Here is a 22,541-nt window from a genome sequence, read left to right as displayed (position 1 = left end):
ACGGAGGGTGATAGCGACCCAAACATTTGCAGAAAAAAGAGCGAAGAAGGAGCAAAACATTTTCAAAAAAAAGCGCATTGGGAGCTGAAGATTTTAGAAAATGTTCTACTCAGCTGCTGGGGATTTGTAAAAAAGAAAGGGTCACGAACGGAAGATTTTAGAAAATCTGTCAATCAGCAGCTGAAGATTTGAAAAAATGAGCGTGTCACAAACTGAAGATTTCGGAAAGAGTGTGACCCGGCTGCTGAGGATTTTAAAAAAACGGATTTTTGGGGTTCCCCAGCCAAAAGTACTCTTTATCGCCCGAACGTCTCCTTTACAAAGTTCCCGGTACGACCGACCGCATCGCGCGCCTCGGGAACCTGCATACCGAAGAGCTGCCAGAGATGGAACATGCCTTCCCAGATCTCAAACCTTACCTGGATCCCTGCCCATTTTGCATTCTTTGCAAACGCAGAGATATCATCAAAAATGAGTTCTCCGGAGCCTGCCTGGATATAGAGCCGGGGGAACCCGGACAGGTTCGCATGGACCGGAGATGCCCGGGGATCGCCGGGATCGGTTCCCACCAGATACTGGGCCCGGATCGCAGCAAGGCGCGCAATCGTAAGCCAGTCTCCTGCATTGTCAGCTGCCGAGGGGTCTTTGTCTAAGGAAAAGTCGACAAAGGGCGACAAGCAGGCGGCTGCCGGCGGCATCTGCAGGTGCTGCTCGCGCAGCAACAGCAGCAGATTAAGCACCAGAGTGCCACCGGAGGATATCCCCACCGGGATGATACGATGGGGGGGGCAGCCGTGGCTCGCCAGATAGCGGTACGCATCGAGTGCATCCTTTGCCGCTGCAGGGAAGGGATGCTCAGGTGCCAGCCGGTAATCTACAGAAAAAACCCGGGATTTTGAGGCCCGGGCAAGTTCCGCACAAAACCCCAAGTGATCCGCAGTGGACCCTGCCGAGAAAAAACCCCCATGAAAGAAGAGGAGGGTCTGATCCGGGACTCCTTCGGGAACCGAACACCATACACCCCGTAAATCGTCCCGGATCGCAACCTGCTCGACTGCCGGGCGTTCATCGGTCTGAAACTCAAGAAGAAATTCCGAGAATTCCTGCCGGGCCACGCCAACCGGCCTGTTGGGATCGGGGATGTAGGATTTGAGGACATCCAGGAAATCCTGTGGCGTTTCACGGATCATAATGTGTGGTTATGTCGCGGGGGAGTGATAAAGTCTGGGGCAAAAACCGGCATATCTTTTTGATCCGGCTCCGGTTCGCGCAGCCGGTACATTCCTTTTGGCACCTGCATCTCAAAACGTGCACCCTTACCCGCCCTGCCGGTCTCACGCAGGGTAATCCCCGTGATCGAAAGGATCTCGCGGGCAAGGAACAGGCTGTGGGTCTGGCCGCAGGCTTTCCCGGCCTCTTTTTCGAATATCTGTTCTTTCTTTTCCTGGGCAATCCCTATCCCGTTATCCTCGATAACGACAACCAGTCCCTCAGGGGATTCATGTGCACTGCGCTGGATTTTTGTAAGGGTTGCACCATAGCGGAACGCATTGTCCACAAGGGTCGAAAAGACCCGGTCGATAAGCGGGTCGGCAAAGATCTCCCAGCTATCCGGAGATGAAGAAACGATAACAGCAGGTATTTCCCGCTGCCGGCAGGCTCCGGAAAATACCTGATTCACGTTGAACCATGCCGGTTCTGCGGATCCGAGTTTCTGGTAGATCCTGATGAATTCCAGCTGGGCGGTGATGGCAGCAACCGTCTCGTTGATCTTTTCTGTATACAGGGAGAAGTACGGTTCTGCCGGGCAGCTCCGGAAAAGGTCGAGGTACCCGGTGAGCACAGCCAGTTTGTTCCGGATATCGTGGCGGGTAAGATCGGTAAGCAGGCTGAGTTTCCGGTTGGCAAGGGCAAGTGCCTGCTCAGCACGTTTCTGCCCGGTGAAGTCCCGGGCGATGGCATAAATCTGGTTTTTTTCAGACAGGAATGCCCGCCATTCAAGCCAGCGGGACGAGCCATCCGGCTGAACCACCCGGTTGACAAAGGTGCTTGCCTTACCCCCGGAGCCCATATGCATAAGGAGATAGTGCAGGTCAGCGCGATCATCAGGATGCAGGAGCTCCGGCAGGGAGTGCTCTGCTCCCGGACCGGTAGTACAGCCAAGAAGGGCTTCACCCGCCGGGTTAAGTCGGACAATCCGGCCATCGGTATTGAGAATGCAGAACATGTCGGGACCCGAAGCAAAGAACCGGTCAAGCTCGCCGGCTTTCTCGCGAAGAGCTGATTCTATTGACCGCAGGTCCGATATATCATGATAAATCCCGATACGGATCCGGCGGTCGCCTACCTGTAGTACCCGGGTACTGACAATAACCGGGATCGGGTTACCCTCCTTGTCCACGAGCACTTCTTCGCTTGTGCCCTGCTCGTCATTGTCGCGGAGCCGCAGGGGCTCGTCCGTTTGCCCGCTCCTTGGGGAAGAATACAGTGCGGACTCCTGCAGTGCACAGACTTCCGGGAGCGTCCGATTCACCAAGTTGAGCGCATTCCGGTTTGCATCAATGATTACACCCGTCTGTACATCGGTTACAAAGATAGCATCGCCGGCTTGTTCCAGCAGGGTTCTGGACGGCAGAAGGATATCCGGGGTTTTTTCCTCCGAGACGTCCCGCGCGATACCGTAAAACCCACAAAACGTTCCCTCCGCAGAATGCAGGGGTATCCCGGTGAGGGCAAGCAGGACCTCCCGACCTTCACGGTGCAACGCACGTACGATGAGCGAGTGGAACACCTCTTTTTTTGCCATAAGACCGGACAGCTCTGATGAGGCCCACAGGGCACACGCTGGTACCAGAAGATCAGAAAAACACTTTCCGGCAAGAGCTGCAGGATCAAATCCAAGGAGAGCCTGTACCTGAGGACCCGAATAGGTTATGCGACAATCTGTATCGATCTCCCAGATCCAGTCTTTGGACACGGCAGAGAGCATCTGGTACCTCTGGCCAATCTCCCGCATTGCATGATCGCTCTTTTTGAGATCTTCGAATTGCCGGTGCAGGTCATCTTCCATCTGGATCAACTGGCAAACGGCTTTCTTGAGGCTCTCCTCAGAACGCCGGCGTTCGCTGATATCCCGTACAAATACAAAAATCAGCGGATCCGGACCCTGCTCATTATAGCTGAGCACAAGTTCCACCGGCAGGGTGGAGCCATCCTTTTTAAGGAGCATCTCTTCGATAGAAGCACACTTCCGGGAGAGAATACGATCCCATGCAGAAGATAAGGATTGCCGGGACAATCCCGGCCTGATGTCTACAACCGAGAGCCCGGAAAATTCTCGTGGCGTATACCCAAGCATGGCGCAGATGGCCTCATTGAAATAGGCAATCTCGCCACTCCCCCTCAGCCAGATGATGCCTTCCGAAGCGTGGTCAACGGAAAACTTCATCTGTCGCAGTCCGGATTCAGCCTTACGCCTCCGCACGATCTGCCGGATGAGGTGGGAAAGCTCCTTGAACTGTGCCCGTGAATCGCCGCCTTTCTGGACATACGAGTCCACCCCGCTGTTAATTGCCTCGATGACAACTTCTTCCCGGCCCCGGCCGGTAAAAAGGATAAACGGCATATCCGGGTACTGCCGACGAATGGTACGAAGAAACGTGATACCATCAATCTCCGGCATCTGGTAATCGGAGATGATGGCATCAAAAGTACCGGCGGCAATGCGGGCGAGTGCTTCCTCTACCGATCCGGCGGTACTGACTGAAATGTCTCCTTCCTGCTCCAGAAACAACCGGCACAAATCCAGAAGTGCCGGCTCGTCATCGACATAGAGCAGGGAAATCATTATCGATTGTTCTCATCTGATCCCATTTAATTGTATATCCTGTGATCCCGGGATTTTCAGGTTGTTTGGTAAATGGCCAATGGATAATACCCGGATGTATAAAAAAGGCAGATGTTTTTCCCGTAGTAATTGCTCCCCGTCAGAGAACGATATCTCCTGCCGGCCCGGCAAATGAGACATAATAGTGCAGATCCTGAAGAGATCTCCATCACCATATTACGGAAAATCCCCGGTTCGGCGGTTCTTTTCTGCAAGGTCACTGTCAGAAATCCCCTCCCAGAACCGGGCCAGGATCTCCCGGATCCGGTCCTGTAACTCAGGAATCTGTGATTTCGTCACCGATAACCGGGAGGAGTGAATACTCTCAGATTCATACAAGGCCCGGTTAACCTCTATCTGGATCCAGGGGATACCCTTTCTCCAGTAATGAGCGTTGGAAATAAATCCTCCGGAGAAGGGCGTGTTGATTGCAACATTTCCCGGGCCGGGAAACTCCCGCTCAAACTCATCGGCAAGACTGCGAATCCAGGCCGCAGGACACGTAGTGATGCCCCCGGGTCGCGCCCGGCCCTGCCCGTCGCCATAATTTCCCAGGCAGATCAACGGCCGGTCCCTGCCCGCATCAGCCTGTTCGGCAGAGCCGTACGGCAGCATCGAATGGCAGTCAAACGAAATGCGTACAGGATGACGGTCAATAAGCTCATCAATGCGCTGGTGATACGGGAAATACCATTTGAGCATCATTTGGTGGATAAGGTTCAGATCCGGGATCTGGCCGGGCAGGTACACCTGTTTGCCGTCGATTGTCCGGACCTTGATAATCCCATCCGGGTCCTTGGGGGGAAGGGGCAGCGGCGGACGGTTGAGATCTACCACCATACGGGACACGGGAGTATCGATCGTACATTCCACGGATCTTCCAAAATCAAAGAGAATCCGGGTCTCAGGGTCACAGTACCACAGGAGTTCCTGGTCCGTAAGAGCAAACCTGCCTGCAACCTCTTTTGGGATCTCGGTTCCACCATGCGGAATCGATATGAGAAACGGATATTTCATTTCTGCGGTACTCACGTGAAACATGCGTGGGGATTTTTGTTAATCTTTGGGTCGGGACATAGGGTTGGGGGAGGGATCCCTCAACCAGCAATAAGCGGGCATGTTTCGTACCTTTCCCGGGCGTTGTGCATCCTGACACAGCCCGCATATAAACACTATTTAAACAAAGGCGGATCCGGGCATTATGCGTAAAACGGGGACATATCTATTCGATCTCCACTGGAAGCAAAGGGGTATAAAAGGATGATCAATTTGCCGGATTGGCATAATATTCATTATACAAATATAAATCAAAAAATGCAGCCCAATCCGGGAAAATAAATCCAGAGCTGTTATGTGGGGCACCGGAAATGCTCTGACTCGGCTGGACGCAGTTGATGCCGAAAAAGCAGAATGTTTATAGTACAAAATGTTAATTATAATTTACAAAAAGACGCGAGGAGTCACCAATAATCTCACTGAGGGTACCACTACAACCCGGCGTGGGGAAATTTATCGGGGACGTGACATCGCGCACAGGATTATGTAGCATGTTTGGCCTGATCACAGAGCACTGGATACTTGATGAAATTCCCGGTGATGGCCGGTGAATACCCGTTTCATTTTCCTCACGGGATTTGTGGTATTGGTTTGTCTTGCCTGCGTTGTTATACCAGTCGGTGCGGATAACAACACTACCGCTACTACTACAACTACAGCCGTCACTACCACGGCTACGGCTACTCCAACTACGACTGCCACGACTATAGTAACTACCACGGCTACGGCTACTCCGACTACAACCGCCACTACTGCAGTAACTACCACGGCTACGGCTACTCCGACTACGACTGCCACTACTGCAGTAACTACCACGGCTACTACAGTAGCAACGACAACTACGGCAACCCCGCTGGTTGCCTCATTCACTGCATCTCCCACTTCGGGTACTGCGCCACTCACCGTGCAGTTTGAGGATACATCCACCGGCTCTCCAACAACATGGGACTGGAACTTTGGAGATGGCGATTCAAGTACCAATGAAAACCCGTCATATGCGTACACGACTGCAGGAACCTACACGGTCACCCTCAGTATCGGGGATGGAGGCACGCTTCCCAGCGCAACCAGCACTCAGACCACCACGATAACGGTAAGCGCGGGGACTGTCACAACGACCGTCCCGTCCGTGACAAGCATCTCCCCCACTTATGGCCCACTTTCCACAGGCACTTCGATAACCATCACCGGGACAGGCTTTACCGGAGCAACAGGAATAACCATAGGGGGGACTGCAGTAACCAGTTTTACCGTTGTCAGCGATACAGAAATCACCGCAACCACGCCGGCCATCTCCACCGCCGAACAGGTTGATGTCCTCGTGACAACACCCAGTGGCACATCCTCATCAGTAGCCGGGGACAAATACACCTTTGCGGCTACAGCAACTACCGTCCCGCTACCCCTCTTTATCGCCTCACCCACATCCGGGACGGCTCCGCTGGAAGTAACATTTACAGATGAGTCAACCGGCTCCCCGGCAACATGGGACTGGAACTTCGGGGATGGCAATACCAGTACGCTGCAGAATCCGACTAATACCTATGTAACCAATGGGACGTACTCAGTGACCCTGACAGAAGAGAATTCGATTGGCACAAATGCAACAACCCTGACCGGATACATCATAGTCGGACCTACCATACCTGTTGCAGCGTTCACTGCATCATCGCTCAGTGGTGCCGCACCCCTCACCGTCCAGTTTACCGATACTTCCACGGGGTCGCCCACATCCTGGGTGTGGAACTTTGGGGACGGAAGTACCGGCACTGCCCAGAATCCCTCACACGAATATACGACATCAGGCACCTATACCGCCACCCTTACTGCCACGAACGCCGAAGGAAGCAGCACAAATACCGCTTCCCAGACCATAACGGTTGGCTCATCAGCGATGGCAACGGCCCCCACAACCGCGTATACAACGGCACCCACCTTTGCAGTTGCCGCTGCACAATCCACAACTTCTTCTGTGGATGCCTGGCTGGCAAAGCAACAGGCCATTGCCACGGCAACACCGACCCCTAAATCGCCGGGTTTTGACCTGATTGCAGCCCTTATCGGTTGCGGAGTTATTGCCGGTATTGACCTGTACCGAAAACAGTAATGACCCTCCATTTTTTTAACACCTCTTCCGAAGCGTAGCTAACTTTTGCTCCAGTCCAAAGAATTTTGCTCAATGTTAATCGAATGCAAACATCACATCCCGATGAAAAAAACGAAAAAAAGTATCCCTCCACGGCAAAAGGGGGAACACGTATTCTTTTCCCGACCTGTTTTCAGACTGCAAAATCCCTGGAAAGACTGGCGGATCTCAACAAAGATATACACTTTGCCGTTGAAAATCTACGTACGTACGGAGAGAGACCCGATGAGTGACGACTCCATGTATGACCAGCAGCCGCTGGGCCCCGTTACCTTTGCTGAAAATCCCGAGCCCCGGTGTCCCTGCCTCCTGTTACTGGACACCTCCGGCTCCATGGCCGGAAAACCTATTGCAGAACTCAATGCCGGCCTGCGAGCCTTTTACGAGGAACTCCAGGGAGACTCGCTTGCCGTAAAACGGGTTGAGGTAGCGCTCGTCTCCTTTGGGCCGGTCCGGGTCATCTCCGAGTTCAACACTGCGGACTTCTTCCTTGACCCCACCCTTGAAGCCGAAGGAGACACGCCGCTTGGGGAGGCGATTACAAAGGGGATCGACATGGTGCGGAAACGCAAAGACGAATACCGGGCAAACGGCATCTCTTTTTACCGGCCCTGGATATTCCTGATCACCGATGGTTCACCGACCGATGAGTGGCAGCGTGCGGCAGCAGCGGTCCGGGAGGGAGAAAGTTCCAAGTCCTTTGCCTTCTTTGCCGTCGGGGTCCAGAATGCGGATATGGCGGTGCTCCGGCAGCTCACGGTCCGCCAACCGCTTAAGCTCCAGGGCCTCAAATTCCGGGAATTCTTCCAGTGGCTCTCCAATTCCATGAAATCGGCCTCCCGGAGCAACCCGGGCGACCGGATCCTGCTTTCTCCACCATCAGGGTGGAGCGAGATATGAGCTGGAAGCACCTCTCCTTGTCGGTCACGGGAAAATCCCACAGCGACCGTAACGAGCCGGGACAGGACTATTGCCGTGCCGGAGCCGTTACGTTCGCGGACCGGGATTTTTTTATCGGCCTTGCCGCCGATGGAGCAGGCAGCACCACCCGGGGTGGTACCGGTGCGGAGATTGCCTGCGAAATCCTGTATCTCCAGATCCTCGCTGCGATCCGGAAAGGCGATCCTCTCTCCCGGGTCACTGACGATGATATCAGGACTTGGATCTCCGCCTCCCGGGAGGCGATACTTGCCCGTGCGCAGGAAGAGGGGCAGAGGCTCAAAGATTACGCCTGCACGCTGATCGGGGTTGTCATTTCCGGTGAGCACGTACTCTTTTTCCAGATCGGTGACGGATGCATCGTAACCGGGGATGATGCCGGGTACCATACCGTTTTTTGGCCGGAGCAGGGAGAATATGCGAATATGACCTTTTTTGTCTCTGACGATGATTTCCTGGACCATATCAGGATCGATCGCCGGGAAAACCTACCGGGCGAAATTGCGATCTTTACCGATGGCCTCCAGAACCTCGTGCTGTCGTTTTCCACCCGCACCGTGCACGAGGGCTTCTTCCGGCCCCTTTTTGCCGCGCTCAGGAAAAATTCTGAAAAAGGAGGCTGCGTGGATCTCACCACACATCTCGTGAAACTGCTTTCCAGTGACGATGTGAATGCCCGAAGCGACGATGACAAGACCCTTGTCCTCGCCGTAAACGTACCGTGAGCCAGAGACACCCATGAGCCCGTCACCACACAATCACCTCTTTGACAGCAGGGGCAGTCCCGTGAGTCTGGGTAAAAAAGTTGGCAGCGGTGGCGAAGGCGATGTGTACGAGATAGCACCTCACCGGAAAGACGTGCTGGCAAAGATTTACCACAAACCGCTCAGCGCGGAACGCCAGGAGAAACTCCGGGTGATGGTGAGCGGCTGCAACGAGGAACTGAAAGAATTTGCCGCCTGGCCCCTTGACCTGCTCCATAACGGCAGGAATGGCCCGGTTTGCGGGTTTATCATGCCGCGGATCACCGACTGCGAGCCGATCCACCGGGTGTACGGCCCTTCGCACCGCAAGGAGTCATTCCCGAACGCTGACTGGAAGTTCCTGGTGCGAACCGCTAAGAACCTTGCCGCAGCGTTCTATATCATCCACAAGTACGGCTATGTTGTCGGGGATGTTAATGAAGGAAACATCCTGGTTACAAAGAAAGCCTGTGTCCGGCTCATCGACTGCGACTCGTTCCAGGTCCAGGCCCATAACAAGACCTATTTCTGCGAAGTAGGGGTAGCCCAATTCACGCCGCCTGAGCTCCAGAAGTCAAAAGACTTCAAAATGCTCCGCTCCCAGAACCATGACAATTTCGGGCTTGCCATCCTGATCTTTCTGCTGCTCTTCATGGGCAGGCACCCGTTCTCCGGGGTGTACAAGGGAAACGACGACATGCCGATCGAACGGGCAATTGCAGAACACCGGTTCGCGTTTGGCAGGAATGCGGCGCAGAAGGCTATGGCCCCCCCGCCCAATGCGGTCGGGCTTTCGGTCGTCCCCGGGGAGATCGCCAGCCTCTTTGAGCAGGCATTCACCGAGTCAGGAATCCAGTCCTGGGGGAGGCCAAGCGCAAATGACTGGTGGAACCTGCTCGATGCGCTGGAAAAACGGCTCAAGAAATGCCCTACAGAGTCCATGCACACCTTCTATTCCGGCCTTGCGGCCTGCCCGTGGTGCGGTCTTGAGAACAGCTCCGGCATCCTTTTGTTCCTGAGTGCGGACACCATATCCCGGATCGATATTGCCTCAGAGTGGCAGAAGGTCCTTGCGATAAAACCCCCGGGTCCGATCCCCGAGATCAACCCCCGGAATTACCGCTGCATGCCGGCACCGTTCCCGCCCGGAGTTGCCCGGGCAGTAAGGCTGGGAAAGATACGGCAGGCATCCCAGGTACTACTCCTTGCCGCAAGCGCAGTCATTGTTCTTGCCCTGTTTGCCAACGGGCAGGGATTTTCCCGTCCGGACGATCTGCTCAGCCTAGTCCCCGCAGCTATCGCAGGGCTCCTGTTTGTGATCCCGGGCAGGGACAAGGCAGAGAGAAAACAGCGGAAAAAATCCTTTGAGGATGCCCGGTACAGCTGGCAGCTCTGGGAGAAGAAATGGAAGGCCGAAGCCGGGGATGCGGAATTTACGGCCCAGCTCAGCGCCCTCACGCACGCCAAACAGAGATACGAGGCAATCGAACAGGAGTACAGGAATGCACTTTCCGCGCTCCAGCGTACCTCAAAAGAGCGCCAGGAAAAGAAATTCCTGGAAAACTGCCACCTCGATGCCTGCTCCTCGCCCCGCCTTACCGAGAACCGGCGGGCTGCCCTGCGCTCTTTTGGTATCGAGACCGCAGCAGACATCGATCCGCACAGAATCCAGACTATCCCGGGCTTTGACGCTGCGCTCGCACATGAACTGGTGAGCTGGAGAAAGCAGCAGGAGGGCAGGTTTGTCTTTGACGAGGAGAAGCGTGCTTCCGCGTCCGATATCCAGGGTCTTATCCATACGTTCCAGCCAAAGATACGGCCGGCCGAGCGCGAAATATTAGGGGGTATCGAAAAACTGTACGCGATCCAGCAGAGGATCCTCAAAAACCGGGGCAAGTTCCAACCAATCATAGAGAAAAGTGCACGGGATCTTGCACAGGCCCACGCAAACCTGTCTGCGGTCACGCTCGCAGGAAAATTGTTCTGAACACAAAGGGCCGGAGAGGTTCCCTTTTTTCTCCCAAAACAAAGAGGGTGGATCCCGGTTTCCTGAGATACAGATAAGAAATCTCCGGTACAATAGAATGAGCAATGAAATACACGCCGCGGCATGTGAAAAAATTCCTTGAAGAAGGAAAGATCGACCCGGAGCTCTGGAAGATCCATTTTCCCCACCTTCTCCCCAGCCATGTCCCTGACTGCAGCGAATGCGAGGATAAAAAGAACGATCTCTGCCAGGGCAATAAGAACCCGGTTGACTGCTTCCTTGGCATCTACGCCGAGGAAGAGGCAAAAAAAGCTGCAGACCCCGATAAGAAAGCCCACAAGGAAAAATCCAAAGGATTCTTCCCCAAAGGCAAACGGTCAAAGGTCCCGGCAGGGGCAAACATCACCTTTGACCAGTCCAAGATGTAAGGGATATCGTTCCTTTTCTGAAACGATCCCACGCCACCGGGTTCCGGGAACGTACCCGGTTCTGTACTGCCCCGATTGAGGGAGGAGACTATATATTTAGAAAAAAGGGATATCCCCGGGGGCTGCGATCTGTAATGATCCTTCACGCCATCTATTTTGCCGCAAAAATACTTCTAATTTCTGAAAATACGCTTGTGTCAAGCGCAGATCAAACGGGAAAGATTAAATAATATTGCAGGCCATTCTCCGTCATACTACAAAAAAGGAGGTGACGGGATGTTCGACTGGACCTGGTTTTTGAATCTGATAGTTGCTATTCTCCAGACTGTTGTACAGCACCTGCCCTACGCATGAGCAGCAGGTACCTATCAATCTCTGGAAAAATTTCCCGCTTTTTTCCTTCTCGCCCTTTTGGTAATGTCCCTAAAAAAAGGAAATGATATTCCTGATTTTTCCCTTCCGCCCTATTCGTTAAACTTCTTATAAAGCCGGTTTGCCACGAACTGGAAGAGCAGGATGAAAATAAAAAGCGCAACAACATCCCACACCGGTGAGAAAAGCGATGTCCCGGTATATGCATACGTGATCATATCGTTGCCATAGGTCAGGGGAGAGAAGAGGGCAATGACCTGACCGATCTGCGGTATCTCCGAAATCGGGATGAACACGCCGGAGATAAAGATGAGCGGCAACCGGACCGTGTTGAGCATGGACATGACCTCCCCGACGTTCTCGGTCGGGTATGCGGCAAAGAGGGTCCCCAGAGTGGCAAAGCAGAACGCGGTCAGCGCCATCGCAATAATAAGGACCGGGACATTCTGGATCGGTGTACCAAAGGCAACGATCCCGATAAGGAGGGGGAGACAGGCGATCCCCAGGCTGTAGAGAAAACCGCTCATACTCTCCCCAAAAACCAGCGAATGGAGCGAGATGGGTGCAGAAAGGAGCCGGTCAAAGGTTTTGACCCGGCGCTCAATGGGGATCGAGACCGGTTCTATCGAGGATGCCGAGAAGAGCAGGGTGATCGCGATCAGGCCCGGGATCAGGGTGCCGGGCGGGGCGTTCTTTCCTATGGCAAAGGCAAGGAACATGAAAAGCGGGAAGAGGATACCCGAGACGATGATGTTTGGTTTGATATAGTAGGTGATCATGTCCTTGCGCGAGATCGCCCACGCTGCAGAAAGTTCATGCTGGAGCCGCAGGACCCAAGCACCTGCGGGATTCCTGCCTTCAGTCGATGGCATGGACAACCCCCCCGGTCCTTTGCAGGCCGGTCAGTTTGATGAACACATCCTCAAGACTCGGACCCAGCGTGGAGATACTGAGCACTCTCAGGCCGCCTGCCCGGGCGTACTCCATCACCGCTTCGATCACCGTTGCGGGATCCTCGGTATAAAGCCGGAACTTGTCCCCTTCCTTTACGGCATCGTTGACCATGGCAAGGTGATGGAGATCATCAAGCTGGCCGGCAGCGGTCCGATCGAACGAGAGCACAATCGACTGGACGCTCTGGATCGTCTTTTTCAGCCGTTCCGGCGCATCGATTGCAGCAATCGTGCCCCGGTTAACGATCCCCACCCGGTCGCACATCATGTTGGCCTCCTCGATGTTATGGGTAGTTAAAAACACGGTGACACCTTCACCGATAAGCCCCGTGACCACATCACGGATGATCAGGTTGCTCTGGACATCAAGGCCGGAGGTTGGTTCGTCAAGGAAGAGGAGGCGGGGGCTGTTGACCAGGCCCATTGCGATGGTCAGGCGCCGTTTCATGCCTTTCGAAAAACCCCGCGCCTTGTCGTTGCGCCGCTCGTACAGGTCAAACGTGGTGAGGAGTTCTTTTGCCTTCTTCTCGCGCACCTCCCGGCTCACGTGGTAGAGCTCAGCAGAAAAGATCATATTCTGCCAGGCGGTCAGGTCGTCGTAAACATTGGAAGTCTCGGAGACAATCCCCATGGACTGCCGGGCCGCAATGGTCTCGCGCCCGATGTCATGGCCAAAGATGGAGGCGGTTCCTGCGGTCGGATACGAGATCCCGGTGAGGATCCGGATCGTGGTGGTCTTTCCTGCGCCATTTGGGCCAAGGAACCCAAAGGTTTCCCCCTCCTCGACACAGAAACTGATATCATTGAGCGCGGTCAGGGTGCCAAACGTCTTTTTGAGGTGTGAAACCTCGATGGCATGCATACGATCCTGATTGGTAAATGTAACGTTTAAAGATCATCGCTTTGATGCCGGGCAAATTGGAGGCTTTTAACGCCCCGCACATATTTTTATGCAGTAAGGGCAGAAATGACACACATATGGAAAAAAACGCGGCCGGTATCCCGGGACTCCCGAACCACCGTATGCTCATCCTGTCGGCATTCTGTGTATGCCTGCTCTGTGTTTCCGTATCGGCAGATTATACAATTGCCGACCTGTCCGGGTCGATCGTCCGCGGTCACCAGTTCACGGTCGATATCACCGGGAACCCGGACACTGCCTATTATGTCTGGCTGACCGGGACCTGGTCGCTGTCTGGAGAGGCATACGATGAGCCCCCGGTGATCGTTGCCAACCAGGCAAATGTCCAGCAGGATCCGGATAACGGGCCGTACACGATAGGGTCGTACAAATATTACAACGGGAACGGGAGAACCATTCTCGATGATGTGGCGCCATCGTCCTCACTCGTGCCTTGCACCAGTTACTATGCGCTCGTGACCACCGACGATTCGGGCCAGGCAGTTGTGGCATTTGAGACATCGGTAAATACGGCCCTGCGCTCATATTCCGTGCGGGTAGAGAACCCGACCTCGGTCAACAACAATACCCTCCTTGTCCAGCAGGGCGGCACCACGGTGACCGGCGGATCGATGTCGATCTATGCCAGTGGCAGCCGCCCGCCGCGGCCAACGTTCCCGCCCACGACGGTTCCGACACCAACCCCGACACCCACGCCAACGGAAACAACGCCGGTCGCAACCCCGGCCACCACGGTCCCTGCGACCACCACAGCACCGCTGGATAGTGCTATACTCATCCTTGCACTCGGGGCCGGGGTATGTGCAGTGCGATACCGCTAGATCCTGTCATACGTGTACCGCCGGGCGCCGGTAACGGCAATTCTCCGGGTCCGGAATAGTTTTTCCTTTTTCTCCCTGATGGAAGGCAGCAGTGCGAGGGGGGCAGCAGCATACCCGTTATGGTCCGGGGTTACCGGGGCGATTTTCCGGACCGTGCGGGCTCTTCTTTCTTGGCAATCTTTCCGGGCCGCGGCCGATCCTCGTGTGTGCCGTGATCCTGGTTTAAGGCCTTGTTCTCCGGGCCGGTATGGGGATGGTGCCGGGGCGGGAGTTCTGCTTTCTTCTGCGGATGGTGGGAGGGATGGATGGCAGGGCCGGCCCCGGCATGATGCGCCTGCAACTCGGCATGGCGGGTTTTATCCGGGCTGTCAGGGTGATCCTCATGGGAGCTGTTATCGTGTTTCTTATGATCGTGGGGTGTTGGTTCCGGTTCGTGTCGTGGTGACATAGCCAAGGATTCACCGTTCCGCAAAGATAAAACCACGCTTGTGACCATTGCCGGGGCGGGACCGTCATCTTTTAACCTCCCCGCACCAATGCTCACCGGAACAGATACCTGAGATCCGCCGGGCCAGTGGCACCGCTCACTATTTCCACCCTATCCATGACTCTAGAAAACCCGGACTTTAAGGGGGATACACCCTGCCCCTCTGTCCACCCGGCGGATCGCATCCAGCAGTTCTTTGTCCGGCCGTTCTTTCTCACGCTGACCATCGGCCTTCCATTCTGTACTTTCAAGGGGCTCTTTGGCATAGCTGCCATCCAGGCCGGGACACTCTCAAATCCCCCCCTTGCCGCATTCGGGTGGCTGGTGCTCGGCTGGGCTATCGTTGATTTTGCCATGAATGCACTGCGGGCAACAGGCGATCTCCTGCATGTTCCCACGCCCTTAGAGTACTGCACACTTGCCGAGATCGGGAGGTTTTTGCACCGTCCGATGGTCTTTCTTGCTGCCGACACCCTGATCTCTTTTTCGATCATTTGCCTCATGCTCTGGTCGGGCTGGATCACGCAGATGACGCCGATCGAGTCCGCCCTGTGGTATGCGGCAACCACGCTCAACCTGATCAGCATCTCGCTTGTCTCGCTGTACAACGAGGCAAAGAGGACTGCGCGCGAGGAGGGGTCCCCGTAAGAACACCGGCGGGAGATCCGGTCAGTCCGGGACCGCCGGGCCCGGGCGCAGGTATGCCATGACCCGGTCCACTACCTCGGGAGCCCGGGGCAGCTGGAGGTGGCAGTACCGCCCGGGATCCTCTTTGAGGGCAGACGGGAGTGCCGGCACGATATCCAGCGTTGCACCGGGAAGAACGGAGTCCGCGTGCGGTACGATGCCGTCGCCGGCAAAGGTCATCTCCCACCCGCCATCCTGTTGTAACTCGAAGGTCTTCCCCTCAAGGCAGGGAAAAAACAAGGGGGTACGGGCGATGTTCTCCGCACAGATGACCCGGTAGGCGATATCGGGACGGAGGCCGGCTGCCCGCAGGGCAGCCATGGTCGCGCTCCCCGGGCGGCAGGCCTGGACTATTGAGTCAGCAGCGGGATCGAAGTTTCGGGGTACAAAGGTATCGGTGAGGCGGCACGTGATCTCCGGCCCGATCACCGGATCGCAGAAGAGTTCGGCAAGGGCAGAGCCGTTGTTGGGCGGGCCGATCGCGATGAGCTGGCGCACCCGCCCGCTTCTTGCGGGGCCATCGTTTACTTCAAGCAAAAAGCGGGCAACACAGGAGCCTATGGAGTGGCAGACCATATCGATGCTACCGGTATAGTTCTCCTCCTTTCTCCGTGCAGCGATAAATCCGCCCAAGGCTCCTGCAAGTTCTTCCATGAGGGCCCCGTCAAGCGAAGTGTAATCGAAGGTCCAGACCGGGATATCCTGTTCGCGGAGCCGGGGGAAAAGCCGGTTCCAGATTCCGGGATGGCTCTTCCAGCCATGGACAAGCACCACGGGAATACAGCGGTCGGGCATGTTCAGGTAAGGATAGGAGGCCGGGAAGCATAGGTTTTGTGAACTATACGTGTCCGGGCTAGGGTGTTAATCCGGCCGGAGTTCCCGTTCACCGGTGTTTGCTATCGGCACCGGGCCAAAAAATATTATGAGGGGCTGTCATCCCCGAGCGATTCCCGGCTCCGCATCTGGTAGAGCACCATGGGGTCCATCTCCTTAAACTCGTCCGGGGTTGTCCGCATGATGACATTGGTGATCCCGCTGTTGACAATCATCTTGGAGCACAAAAAGCAGGGCCAGATCTGGGTGAGTTCGCCGGTGGAGACATCGAAGCCCGCAAGGTAGAGCGTGCAGCCCCGGGCGAGCTTGCCTGCCTGGAGCATGGCGTTCATCTCGGCGTGCACGCTCCGGCACCGCTCGTAGTTAGAGCCCGAGGGGATATTGTGGTCCTTTCTCCAGCAGCGGTTGAGTTCCGTGCAGTCCATCTGCTTGCGCGGGGCACCAGTGTAACCGGTGGAGACGATCGTATTGTATTCGTCCACGATGATCGCGCCGAAGTTGCGCCGCAGGCAGGTGCCCTGGTTGGCGCACCGCTGGGCAAGGTCAAGGAAGTACTGGTGCCTGTTGGTCCGCATGCAAAGGAGGTTTGACCAGCACCGGTATTAAAGGAGCAGGGTTCCCTCGGGTGCTCCCCGCTCACGGCACAGGAAGAACAGGCACTCCTGCCAGGTACAGGATTCCGATGATATGGAGCATCAGAAAAACCGGCACCAGGAGAAATTTCCGTTTCCGGGTCTTGTGCCGGAAGAGGAGCATTGCCCCGAAAGCGCCAAACGGTCCGATGAGCGCAGAACCAAGCAGGGTGGATTCGGGAATCCGCCACCGGCCGGTCCGGGCAGCGTGCTTGTCGTACCCGTACAGGCAGAACACGCTGGCGTTTACGACCACATAGAGGCCAATCGCTACAGAAATAAGTGAGACAGGAATCATGTTAGCGTACTCTTTTTCGTAAAGGAGGGGTTTGTACCGGGCTGGTAAGATCTTGTGGAGGAAATGGGAAAGAAGGATCTCATTTCCGGTTTACAACCCGATGCCGGCAAACAGGAGGAGGATGCCGATCATGCAAACCTCCACCACGACAATCACGATCCACCGGTTCAGGTGCAGGAATTCAGGAAGTGTCTGGGCCGCAAACGGCGCCCGGCAGAGGATGGGTTTTATCTTCGGGTACAGGCTGATAAAAAGCCCGGAGCCCACCAGCATGCCGGGGATTCCCCCGACAAGCGCATCGAGCGCTCCGGTTCCCGCCGCCCCTGCCACCGTCCCGGGACAGAGCCCGAGCAGGGCAAATCCAACCCCGAAGATGAGCCCCCCGATCAGGTTCGATCCCCATGAACCGGGATGGACATGGAGTTCTGCGTACCCAAACCGGACCAGGAGGTGGATGCCGATCATCGCAACAATGACCGCGGAAAGCATCACTTTGACCACGGTGAAATTTTCGAGCAGGAGCTGGCCCACAATCACATCGTAGCTGGTCACGCCGCCTTTCTGGAGAAGGAAACCGAACAGGATGCCGATGCACAGGCCAAGCACCAGCTGAGTTTTACCGTCATTGTGGATCCGGGTGCATAGGGACATTGCTCCTCACACCCCCGAGCCATGGAAGAGCAGGAACGCAGTGATGATCCCGCCGATAAAGAAGCAGGCTGCAGAGACGATACTGGAGAGTGCAAGCTGGCTGGTGCCGCTGATGCCATGGCCGCTCGTGCACCCGCCGGCCCAGCGCGCCCCGAAGGCAAGGACGATCCCGCCAAGAAATGCCACGACGACCCGGAGGATCGCGTTGTTTCCAAATGCGCCCGCCCAGAGCAGGGGTACCAAGGAAAGGTGGAGCTGGCCCGAGAGCGCGGCCGAGAGGAATGCCCCGATAAGGATCCCGGGCAGGAGCATCAGCACCCCGTCCACCCGGGGCGGGATCTCCTCGCGGTAAAACTCCTTCTTTTCCTCAACCGCCGGATCAACGGCTTTCTCCAGGAGGCCCCAGGCCTTTGCATAGGCCGATGAGGTCCCAAGCGGACGGTTACACATAAGAAACGACAGGCAGACAAGGATGCCGATGCCGGCGCCGGCAATGTACGGCGACCAGGTGGGCGCAAAAAGCATATCGAACACAGCAACAACCTCAGGAAAATCCCGGTACCCGGGGTTTATACATCAAGAGATCGCGTACGCAGCGTTCATAAAGGTTTGTCCGGTCCCCATAACCGGGACATTCACTTTCATGCCGCGTTACCAAGGGATTTAATATCCCGGTGCGGATCTCTCTCCAACGCATGATCCTGGGCAAAGGGGCGTACTTAAAACAACTCACCGCTGCGACCATGCAGATGAAGTCGGTGGAGGTGGGAAAGGAGCTGGCTGGCAGTTCCCCACCATCAGTCTTTATCGGGAGCTACAACTACCCGGACATCTATGCGGGCCCGATGATCGCACCGATGCACGGTGACACGGGCATCATGGACCGGCCCGAGGAGTGGATTTCCCGGTGCTCGCAGGAAGAGATCATCGGGTACCGGATGAACCTGGTGAGAGGAAAACGGCTCAACAATGCCTTTGACCTCGACAACCGGTTCGTGGAAAAACTCCAGGAAATCGTGCTCTCGGAACACTCCATCGAGAGCGAAGCCTCGTTTGAGACCACCCCGGCCGGTTTCTCGTTTTCCGAGGAGCATACACCTTTTGGGCCCAGCGCCCCGCTCGAACGCTTCGAGATCGAGGAAGAGCGCTGGGACTCTTCCCTTGAAAAGGTGTTCTATGATACCGATCTCCTCTCAAGGGACGCCATCCTCGGCCTCCACCGGCAGGGCATGGCATTCTCCACGATCCAGAAGGCGTTCTCGGCCGGGACCATGGGCCATGGAGGGAACCGGCACCTTGTCCCGACCCGCTGGTCAATTACCGCATGCGACACGATGATCGGGGACCACCTGCTCAAAAACGTGAAGCAGTGCCCGGTAATCGATACCGTACGGCTGTACGAGTATGCGAGCCTGAACAACCGGTACGCGGTGATCCTCCTCCCGACCGCGTGGCAGTACGAGTGGACCGAGGCCTTTTTGCACGTGCTCGGGAACGAGGAGTACGTCTTCTCCGATTACGAGGGCTTCAAGCGAAAGACCGGCTACTCTTCGCTTGGCGGTTGCTACTATTCCTGCAAGATGGCGGTGCTTGAGGAACTCGCCCGCGAACAGCGGCAGGCAGGTGTGATCGTGCTGCGCGAGGCCCTGCCCGGTTATGTCCCGATGGGGGTCTTCAATGTCCGGGAGAACGTGCGGAGCGCAATGCAGGAGCCGCCCAAGGAGTTCGAGGATCTCAAAGGGGCGCTCGGCCATGTGGCGGAGCGCTTCACCCTGCCCGTACAGCGCTTTGTCACCGAAACAACGCTTTTACAGGACAGCCTCCGGCAGAAGCAGTGCACGCTCAGCGACTTTACGCCACACAAGAAGGTCCCGTCACTGCCAGACGGGGCAGAGGGGACCGGGTAAGAGATCCCCGCCGTGGGTATGGAGGTCTGGTGAATGGACGGACAGACGGGGGATGCAGGGCAGCGGATCGTCCTGCACGCCGACATGGACTGCTTCTATGCAGCCGTGGAGATGCACGACCATCCCGAAATTGCGGGAAAAGCGGTGGTCGTCGGTGCCGATCCGCAAGGCGGGGCCGGGCGGGGCGTGGTCTCCACTGCCTCGTACGAGGCCCGGGCGTTTGGCGTGAGATCCGCAATGCCCATCTCGCAGGCATACCGCCTCTGCCCTGGTGCAGTATACCTCCGCCCGGACATGGCCCGGTACGCAGCAGTATCCGCGGAGATCATGGGGATCTTCAAGGAGACCGGCTACCGGGTTCAGCAGGTGAGTATCGATGAGGCGTTCCTTGACATCAGCCCGGTCAGGAGCTTTGATACGGCACGGGATCTGGCGGTCCGGCTCAAGCAGACAATACGGGATCGGGTCGGGATCACCTGTTCGCTTGGGGTTGCCCCGTCAAAGATCGTGGCAAAGATCGCCTCGGGGCACCAGAAGCCCGACGGTATGACCGTTGTAACACCAGATTCGGCCCGGGATTTCCTCGCGCCGCTCCCGATCCGGAAAATCCCCGGGATCGGGGGAAAGACCGGGGCGCAGATTGAAGCGCTCGGGATTACAACGATTGGCAACCTTGCCACCTGCGATATCCAGGTCCTTGTCGGGGCATTCGGGAGGTCAGCGGGCCTGCTCCGGGAGGCAGCGCTTGGTCACGATAACAGCGAGGTGGTCGAGCGCGACGGGGTCAAATCCATCTCAAAAGAGACCACCTTTGCGAACGATACCGAGGATCCAAAAGAGATTGCCGCCACCATGGAACTCCTTGTCCGCGAAGTAGCGCAGGCGATTGCCGACGAGGCACTGCAGTTTAAGACCGTCACGATCCGGGTCAGGTACGCAGGGTTTGTCTCAAAGACAAAAGCAAGATCCCTCCTCCACTACCACAACGACGAGGCCGCGATCCGCGCCGCTGCCGGCGAACTGCTCCGCGAGCTCTGGGACGGAAAACCGATCCGCAGGCTCGGCCTGAGGCTCTCCACCCTGAGACACCAGGACTCCCGGCAGCAAACCCTCTTTGGCTCGTGTCGGTGACGGGAAAAAAACACGCATACGTGTACATGCCGCATGGATGCAGGGGCACGGATGGATATGTTAATTATTTGCAACGACGTTTATATACACGGAGTTGGTGGCATCACCGATAATAACAAGAAAAAAGCCGATACCGGCTTTGAAGAGACGGGAGCCGTAAATCCCGACGGTACGCCTGTGGTCCGTGTCCGGCTGCCCAAGAAATGGAACAACGAGATGTTCGGCTCTGCCGACCTGATGATGGGAGCAAACCATATCCGGGTGCGGTGCTTTGACGGGGTTACCCGGATGGGCCGGATCAAGGGGAAGATAAAAAAGCGTGTCTGGATCCGGGAAGGGGATACCCTGATTATTGTCCCCTGGAACTTCCAGGACGACAAGTGCGATATTATCTACCGGTACCTCCCGCCCCAGGTAGACTGGCTCCGGAAGAACCGGTACCTCTGAACCTTTTTTTCCCGATTTACGGCTTTTTTTTTAAAGCTGCCGTACTTTACCGCGTAACATTCCTTTTTGGAGTCAGGCAGCACAGAGTATGTACATGCAGACTAACGAGAACAAGATCCGCAGGATTCGGGATAAGCTGACCCGCATCGGAATAAAGGAGACCGATATCACCGACGAAAAACTCCTTGCTTCATATGACATTTCTGCAACCGGCCAGCTCTGCGGCGTCAAATCCCCGCATCCGCGCGAGCCCTAGGCGGGCAGTCTGCAACGGTATCGTTTCATTTGCTGCCGTTCCCCCTGCCCGGCCGGCGTATCCGTTTCCGGCAGTGCGCATCTGTTTTTAAGGAAGTCTCCATTTAGCGCAGCTGATTGGTCAGTTGAGCAGCAGGATGCCGGCATTTAAGCTTGCGGCAAAGCAGCACCAGACAAGATACGGGACAAGGAGCCATGCGGCCGGCACCGAGATGCGCCGGAAGACAAGCGTTGTTGCTGCGATAAGGACAATGAGGAGCAGGAGCACGGCAAGCGCAGCGGCAACGGCGTGAATGCCAAAGAAGACCAGCGACCAGCCAAAGTTGAGGGCAAGCTGGGCGAAAAAGAGGATGAGGCCCTGCCGGGCAAGGGATGTCCCCGTCCCTTCTTTTACGACAAAAAAGAGGGCGCATCCCATGAGAATATACAGGACAGTCCAGGCCGGGGCAAAAACCCAGGCCGGCGGGGTAAAGACGGGTTTATTGAGCCCGACATACCAGCCGGCAATGCTGCCGACCGTAAATACGGAGCCTGCAACCCCTACGATGAGGGGGAGGGCAATGCAGGCGATAAAGAGGATGGCGGTGCGGGACCGGGGCATATTCATGGGTGAATGATGGCTGACCGGAATAATGAAGATGCCGGTGGGGGCAGGGGCCGGGCGGAGCGCAAATAGGGGGAGGGGTTCCTCATCCCCCTCAGCAGGATCAGCCACCCCCACCCACCATCACGATCAGGGACTCCTCCTTTAAAAAAATAGATCACACCCCTCCCCCCATGTGGGGTTCTCGCAAAAAAATGGCCGGACCCCCTTGAACCCATGCAAAAGGGGACCCACTTTGCATATTCCAGTTCCATAACCTACGTTTCCACTGAAGGATCAGGCGAGAGGGGATCGGGGATCCCCCTTTACACCATAATCAGGGGGACTCCCTTACCATGATCAAAAAGGGGAGTCG

23 protein-coding genes are annotated in these 22,541 nt (G+C 56.1%); 11 read left to right on the top strand and 12 right to left on the bottom strand.

The features are described 5' to 3' along the window. Positions 1-296 precede the first annotated feature (296 nt). From MBOO_RS03320 to MBOO_RS03310, 3 genes are all read right to left on the bottom strand, one after another. Positions 297-1,190, bottom strand: coding sequence for an alpha/beta hydrolase (locus MBOO_RS03320; protein WP_012106180.1), 894 nt, complete (start codon positions 1,188-1,190; stop codon positions 297-299). Beyond that, positions 1,187-3,847, bottom strand: a complete 2,661-nt coding sequence (locus MBOO_RS12975) for a response regulator (RefSeq protein ID WP_012106179.1) — start codon at positions 3,845-3,847, stop codon at positions 1,187-1,189. The genes MBOO_RS03320 and MBOO_RS12975 overlap by 4 nt, the downstream gene beginning before the upstream one ends. Positions 3,848-4,063: 216 nt before the next feature. Continuing rightward, positions 4,064-4,903 carry an N-formylglutamate amidohydrolase gene (locus MBOO_RS03310; RefSeq protein WP_012106178.1) on the bottom strand — a complete coding sequence of 280 codons (840 nt, stop codon included), beginning with the start codon at positions 4,901-4,903 and terminating at the stop codon, positions 4,064-4,066. 586 nt (positions 4,904-5,489) lie between these two features. On the opposite strand from MBOO_RS03310, the gene MBOO_RS03300 reads away from it, so the two are divergent. The 5 genes from MBOO_RS03300 (at position 5,490) to MBOO_RS03275 (ending at position 11,185) form a co-directional block, all read left to right on the top strand. After that, positions 5,490-7,049, top strand: a complete 1,560-nt coding sequence (locus MBOO_RS03300) for a PKD domain-containing protein (RefSeq protein WP_012106177.1) — start codon at positions 5,490-5,492, stop codon at positions 7,047-7,049. Positions 7,050-7,313: 264 nt separating this feature from the next. Continuing rightward, positions 7,314-7,988 (top strand): vWA domain-containing protein, encoded by a 675-nt coding sequence (locus MBOO_RS03290; protein WP_012106176.1) that lies wholly within the window; start codon positions 7,314-7,316, stop codon positions 7,986-7,988. After that, positions 7,985-8,752 (top strand): PP2C family serine/threonine-protein phosphatase, encoded by a 768-nt coding sequence (locus MBOO_RS03285; protein ID WP_012106175.1) that lies wholly within the window; start codon positions 7,985-7,987, stop codon positions 8,750-8,752. Before MBOO_RS03290 ends, MBOO_RS03285 begins: the two co-directional genes overlap by 4 nt. A 61-nt stretch (positions 8,753-8,813) precedes the next feature. Further along, complete coding sequence (locus tag MBOO_RS03280; protein ID WP_157677580.1) at positions 8,814-10,757, top strand: hypothetical protein; 1,944 nt, start codon at positions 8,814-8,816, stop codon at positions 10,755-10,757. A gap of 104 nt (positions 10,758-10,861) precedes the next feature. After that, entirely contained in the window at positions 10,862-11,185 is a 324-nt protein-coding gene (locus MBOO_RS03275; protein ID WP_012106173.1) for a hypothetical protein, read from the top strand. A gap of 464 nt (positions 11,186-11,649) precedes the next feature. Here the strand turns inward: MBOO_RS03275 and MBOO_RS03270 are convergent, their stop codons facing one another. Together MBOO_RS03270 and MBOO_RS03265 are read right to left on the bottom strand one after the other, a co-directional pair. Further along, complete coding sequence (locus MBOO_RS03270; protein WP_012106172.1) at positions 11,650-12,429, bottom strand: ABC transporter permease; 780 nt, start codon at positions 12,427-12,429, stop codon at positions 11,650-11,652. Then, positions 12,416-13,372, bottom strand: coding sequence for a daunorubicin resistance protein DrrA family ABC transporter ATP-binding protein (locus MBOO_RS03265; protein WP_012106171.1), 957 nt, complete (start codon positions 13,370-13,372; stop codon positions 12,416-12,418). The genes MBOO_RS03270 and MBOO_RS03265 overlap by 14 nt, the downstream gene beginning before the upstream one ends. A 116-nt stretch (positions 13,373-13,488) precedes the next feature. Here MBOO_RS03265 and MBOO_RS03260 point away from each other — a divergent pair, with 116 nt between their 5' ends. After that, a complete protein-coding gene (locus MBOO_RS03260) occupies positions 13,489-14,253 on the top strand; it encodes a hypothetical protein (RefSeq protein WP_012106170.1) in 765 nt (254 codons plus the stop codon). Between the two features lie 130 nt (positions 14,254-14,383). Here MBOO_RS03260 and MBOO_RS03255 read toward each other — a convergent pair whose 3' ends face one another. Then, positions 14,384-14,701, bottom strand: a complete 318-nt coding sequence (locus MBOO_RS03255; protein WP_157677579.1) for a hypothetical protein — start codon at positions 14,699-14,701, stop codon at positions 14,384-14,386. A gap of 156 nt (positions 14,702-14,857) precedes the next feature. On the opposite strand from MBOO_RS03255, the gene MBOO_RS03250 reads away from it, so the two are divergent. After that, positions 14,858-15,388, top strand: a complete 531-nt coding sequence (locus tag MBOO_RS03250; RefSeq protein WP_012106168.1) for a hypothetical protein — start codon at positions 14,858-14,860, stop codon at positions 15,386-15,388. Positions 15,389-15,409: 21 nt separating this feature from the next. On the opposite strand, the gene MBOO_RS03245 is transcribed toward MBOO_RS03250, so the two are convergent. The 5 genes from MBOO_RS03245 to MBOO_RS03225 all read right to left on the bottom strand — a co-directional run bounded on the left by MBOO_RS03245 (position 15,410) and on the right by MBOO_RS03225 (position 18,376). Next, entirely contained in the window at positions 15,410-16,222 is an 813-nt protein-coding gene (locus MBOO_RS03245) for an esterase/lipase family protein (RefSeq protein WP_012106167.1), read from the bottom strand. A gap of 125 nt (positions 16,223-16,347) precedes the next feature. After that, positions 16,348-16,836: a deoxycytidylate deaminase gene (locus tag MBOO_RS03240; protein WP_012106166.1), complete on the bottom strand. Its 489-nt coding sequence runs from the start codon at positions 16,834-16,836 to the stop codon at positions 16,348-16,350. Between the two features lie 61 nt (positions 16,837-16,897). Next, entirely contained in the window at positions 16,898-17,191 is a 294-nt protein-coding gene (locus MBOO_RS03235) for a DUF1294 domain-containing protein (RefSeq protein ID WP_012106165.1), read from the bottom strand. Positions 17,192-17,281: 90 nt separating this feature from the next. Continuing rightward, positions 17,282-17,842 carry a YeeE/YedE thiosulfate transporter family protein gene (locus tag MBOO_RS03230; RefSeq protein WP_012106164.1) on the bottom strand — a complete coding sequence of 187 codons (561 nt, stop codon included), beginning with the start codon at positions 17,840-17,842 and terminating at the stop codon, positions 17,282-17,284. 6 nt (positions 17,843-17,848) lie between these two features. Continuing rightward, on the bottom strand, positions 17,849-18,376 hold the full coding sequence (locus MBOO_RS03225; RefSeq protein ID WP_012106163.1) for a YeeE/YedE thiosulfate transporter family protein: 528 nt from the start codon (positions 18,374-18,376) through the stop codon (positions 17,849-17,851). A gap of 161 nt (positions 18,377-18,537) precedes the next feature. Here MBOO_RS03225 and MBOO_RS03220 point away from each other — a divergent pair, with 161 nt between their 5' ends. The 4 genes from MBOO_RS03220 to MBOO_RS13770 all read left to right on the top strand — a co-directional run bounded on the left by MBOO_RS03220 (position 18,538) and on the right by MBOO_RS13770 (position 21,583). Continuing rightward, positions 18,538-19,749: an Nre family DNA repair protein gene (locus MBOO_RS03220; protein WP_198324443.1), complete on the top strand. Its 1,212-nt coding sequence runs from the start codon at positions 18,538-18,540 to the stop codon at positions 19,747-19,749. Between the two features lie 33 nt (positions 19,750-19,782). Further along, the gene (gene dinB, locus MBOO_RS03215) at positions 19,783-20,880 is read left to right on the top strand and encodes a DNA polymerase IV (protein WP_012106161.1); all 1,098 of its coding nucleotides are present in this window, start codon (positions 19,783-19,785) and stop codon (positions 20,878-20,880) included. Positions 20,881-20,931: 51 nt separating this feature from the next. After that, on the top strand, positions 20,932-21,327 hold the full coding sequence (gene eif1A, locus MBOO_RS03210) for a translation initiation factor eIF-1A (RefSeq protein ID WP_012106160.1): 396 nt from the start codon (positions 20,932-20,934) through the stop codon (positions 21,325-21,327). A gap of 94 nt (positions 21,328-21,421) precedes the next feature. Then, positions 21,422-21,583, top strand: a complete 162-nt coding sequence (locus MBOO_RS13770) for a hypothetical protein (protein WP_157677578.1) — start codon at positions 21,422-21,424, stop codon at positions 21,581-21,583. 120 nt (positions 21,584-21,703) lie between these two features. Here MBOO_RS13770 and MBOO_RS03205 read toward each other — a convergent pair whose 3' ends face one another. Continuing rightward, positions 21,704-22,297, bottom strand: coding sequence for a TspO/MBR family protein (locus tag MBOO_RS03205; RefSeq protein WP_232385622.1), 594 nt, complete (start codon positions 22,295-22,297; stop codon positions 21,704-21,706). Between the last annotated feature and the right edge of the window lie 244 nt (positions 22,298-22,541).

Origin of the sequence: Methanoregula boonei 6A8 (assembly GCF_000017625.1) — an archaeon.
Lineage (GTDB): Archaea > Halobacteriota > Methanomicrobia > Methanomicrobiales > Methanospirillaceae > Methanoregula > Methanoregula boonei.
Note: the sequence above shows the minus strand (reverse complement) of the source record. Positions and strands in the feature narration are given on the sequence as shown.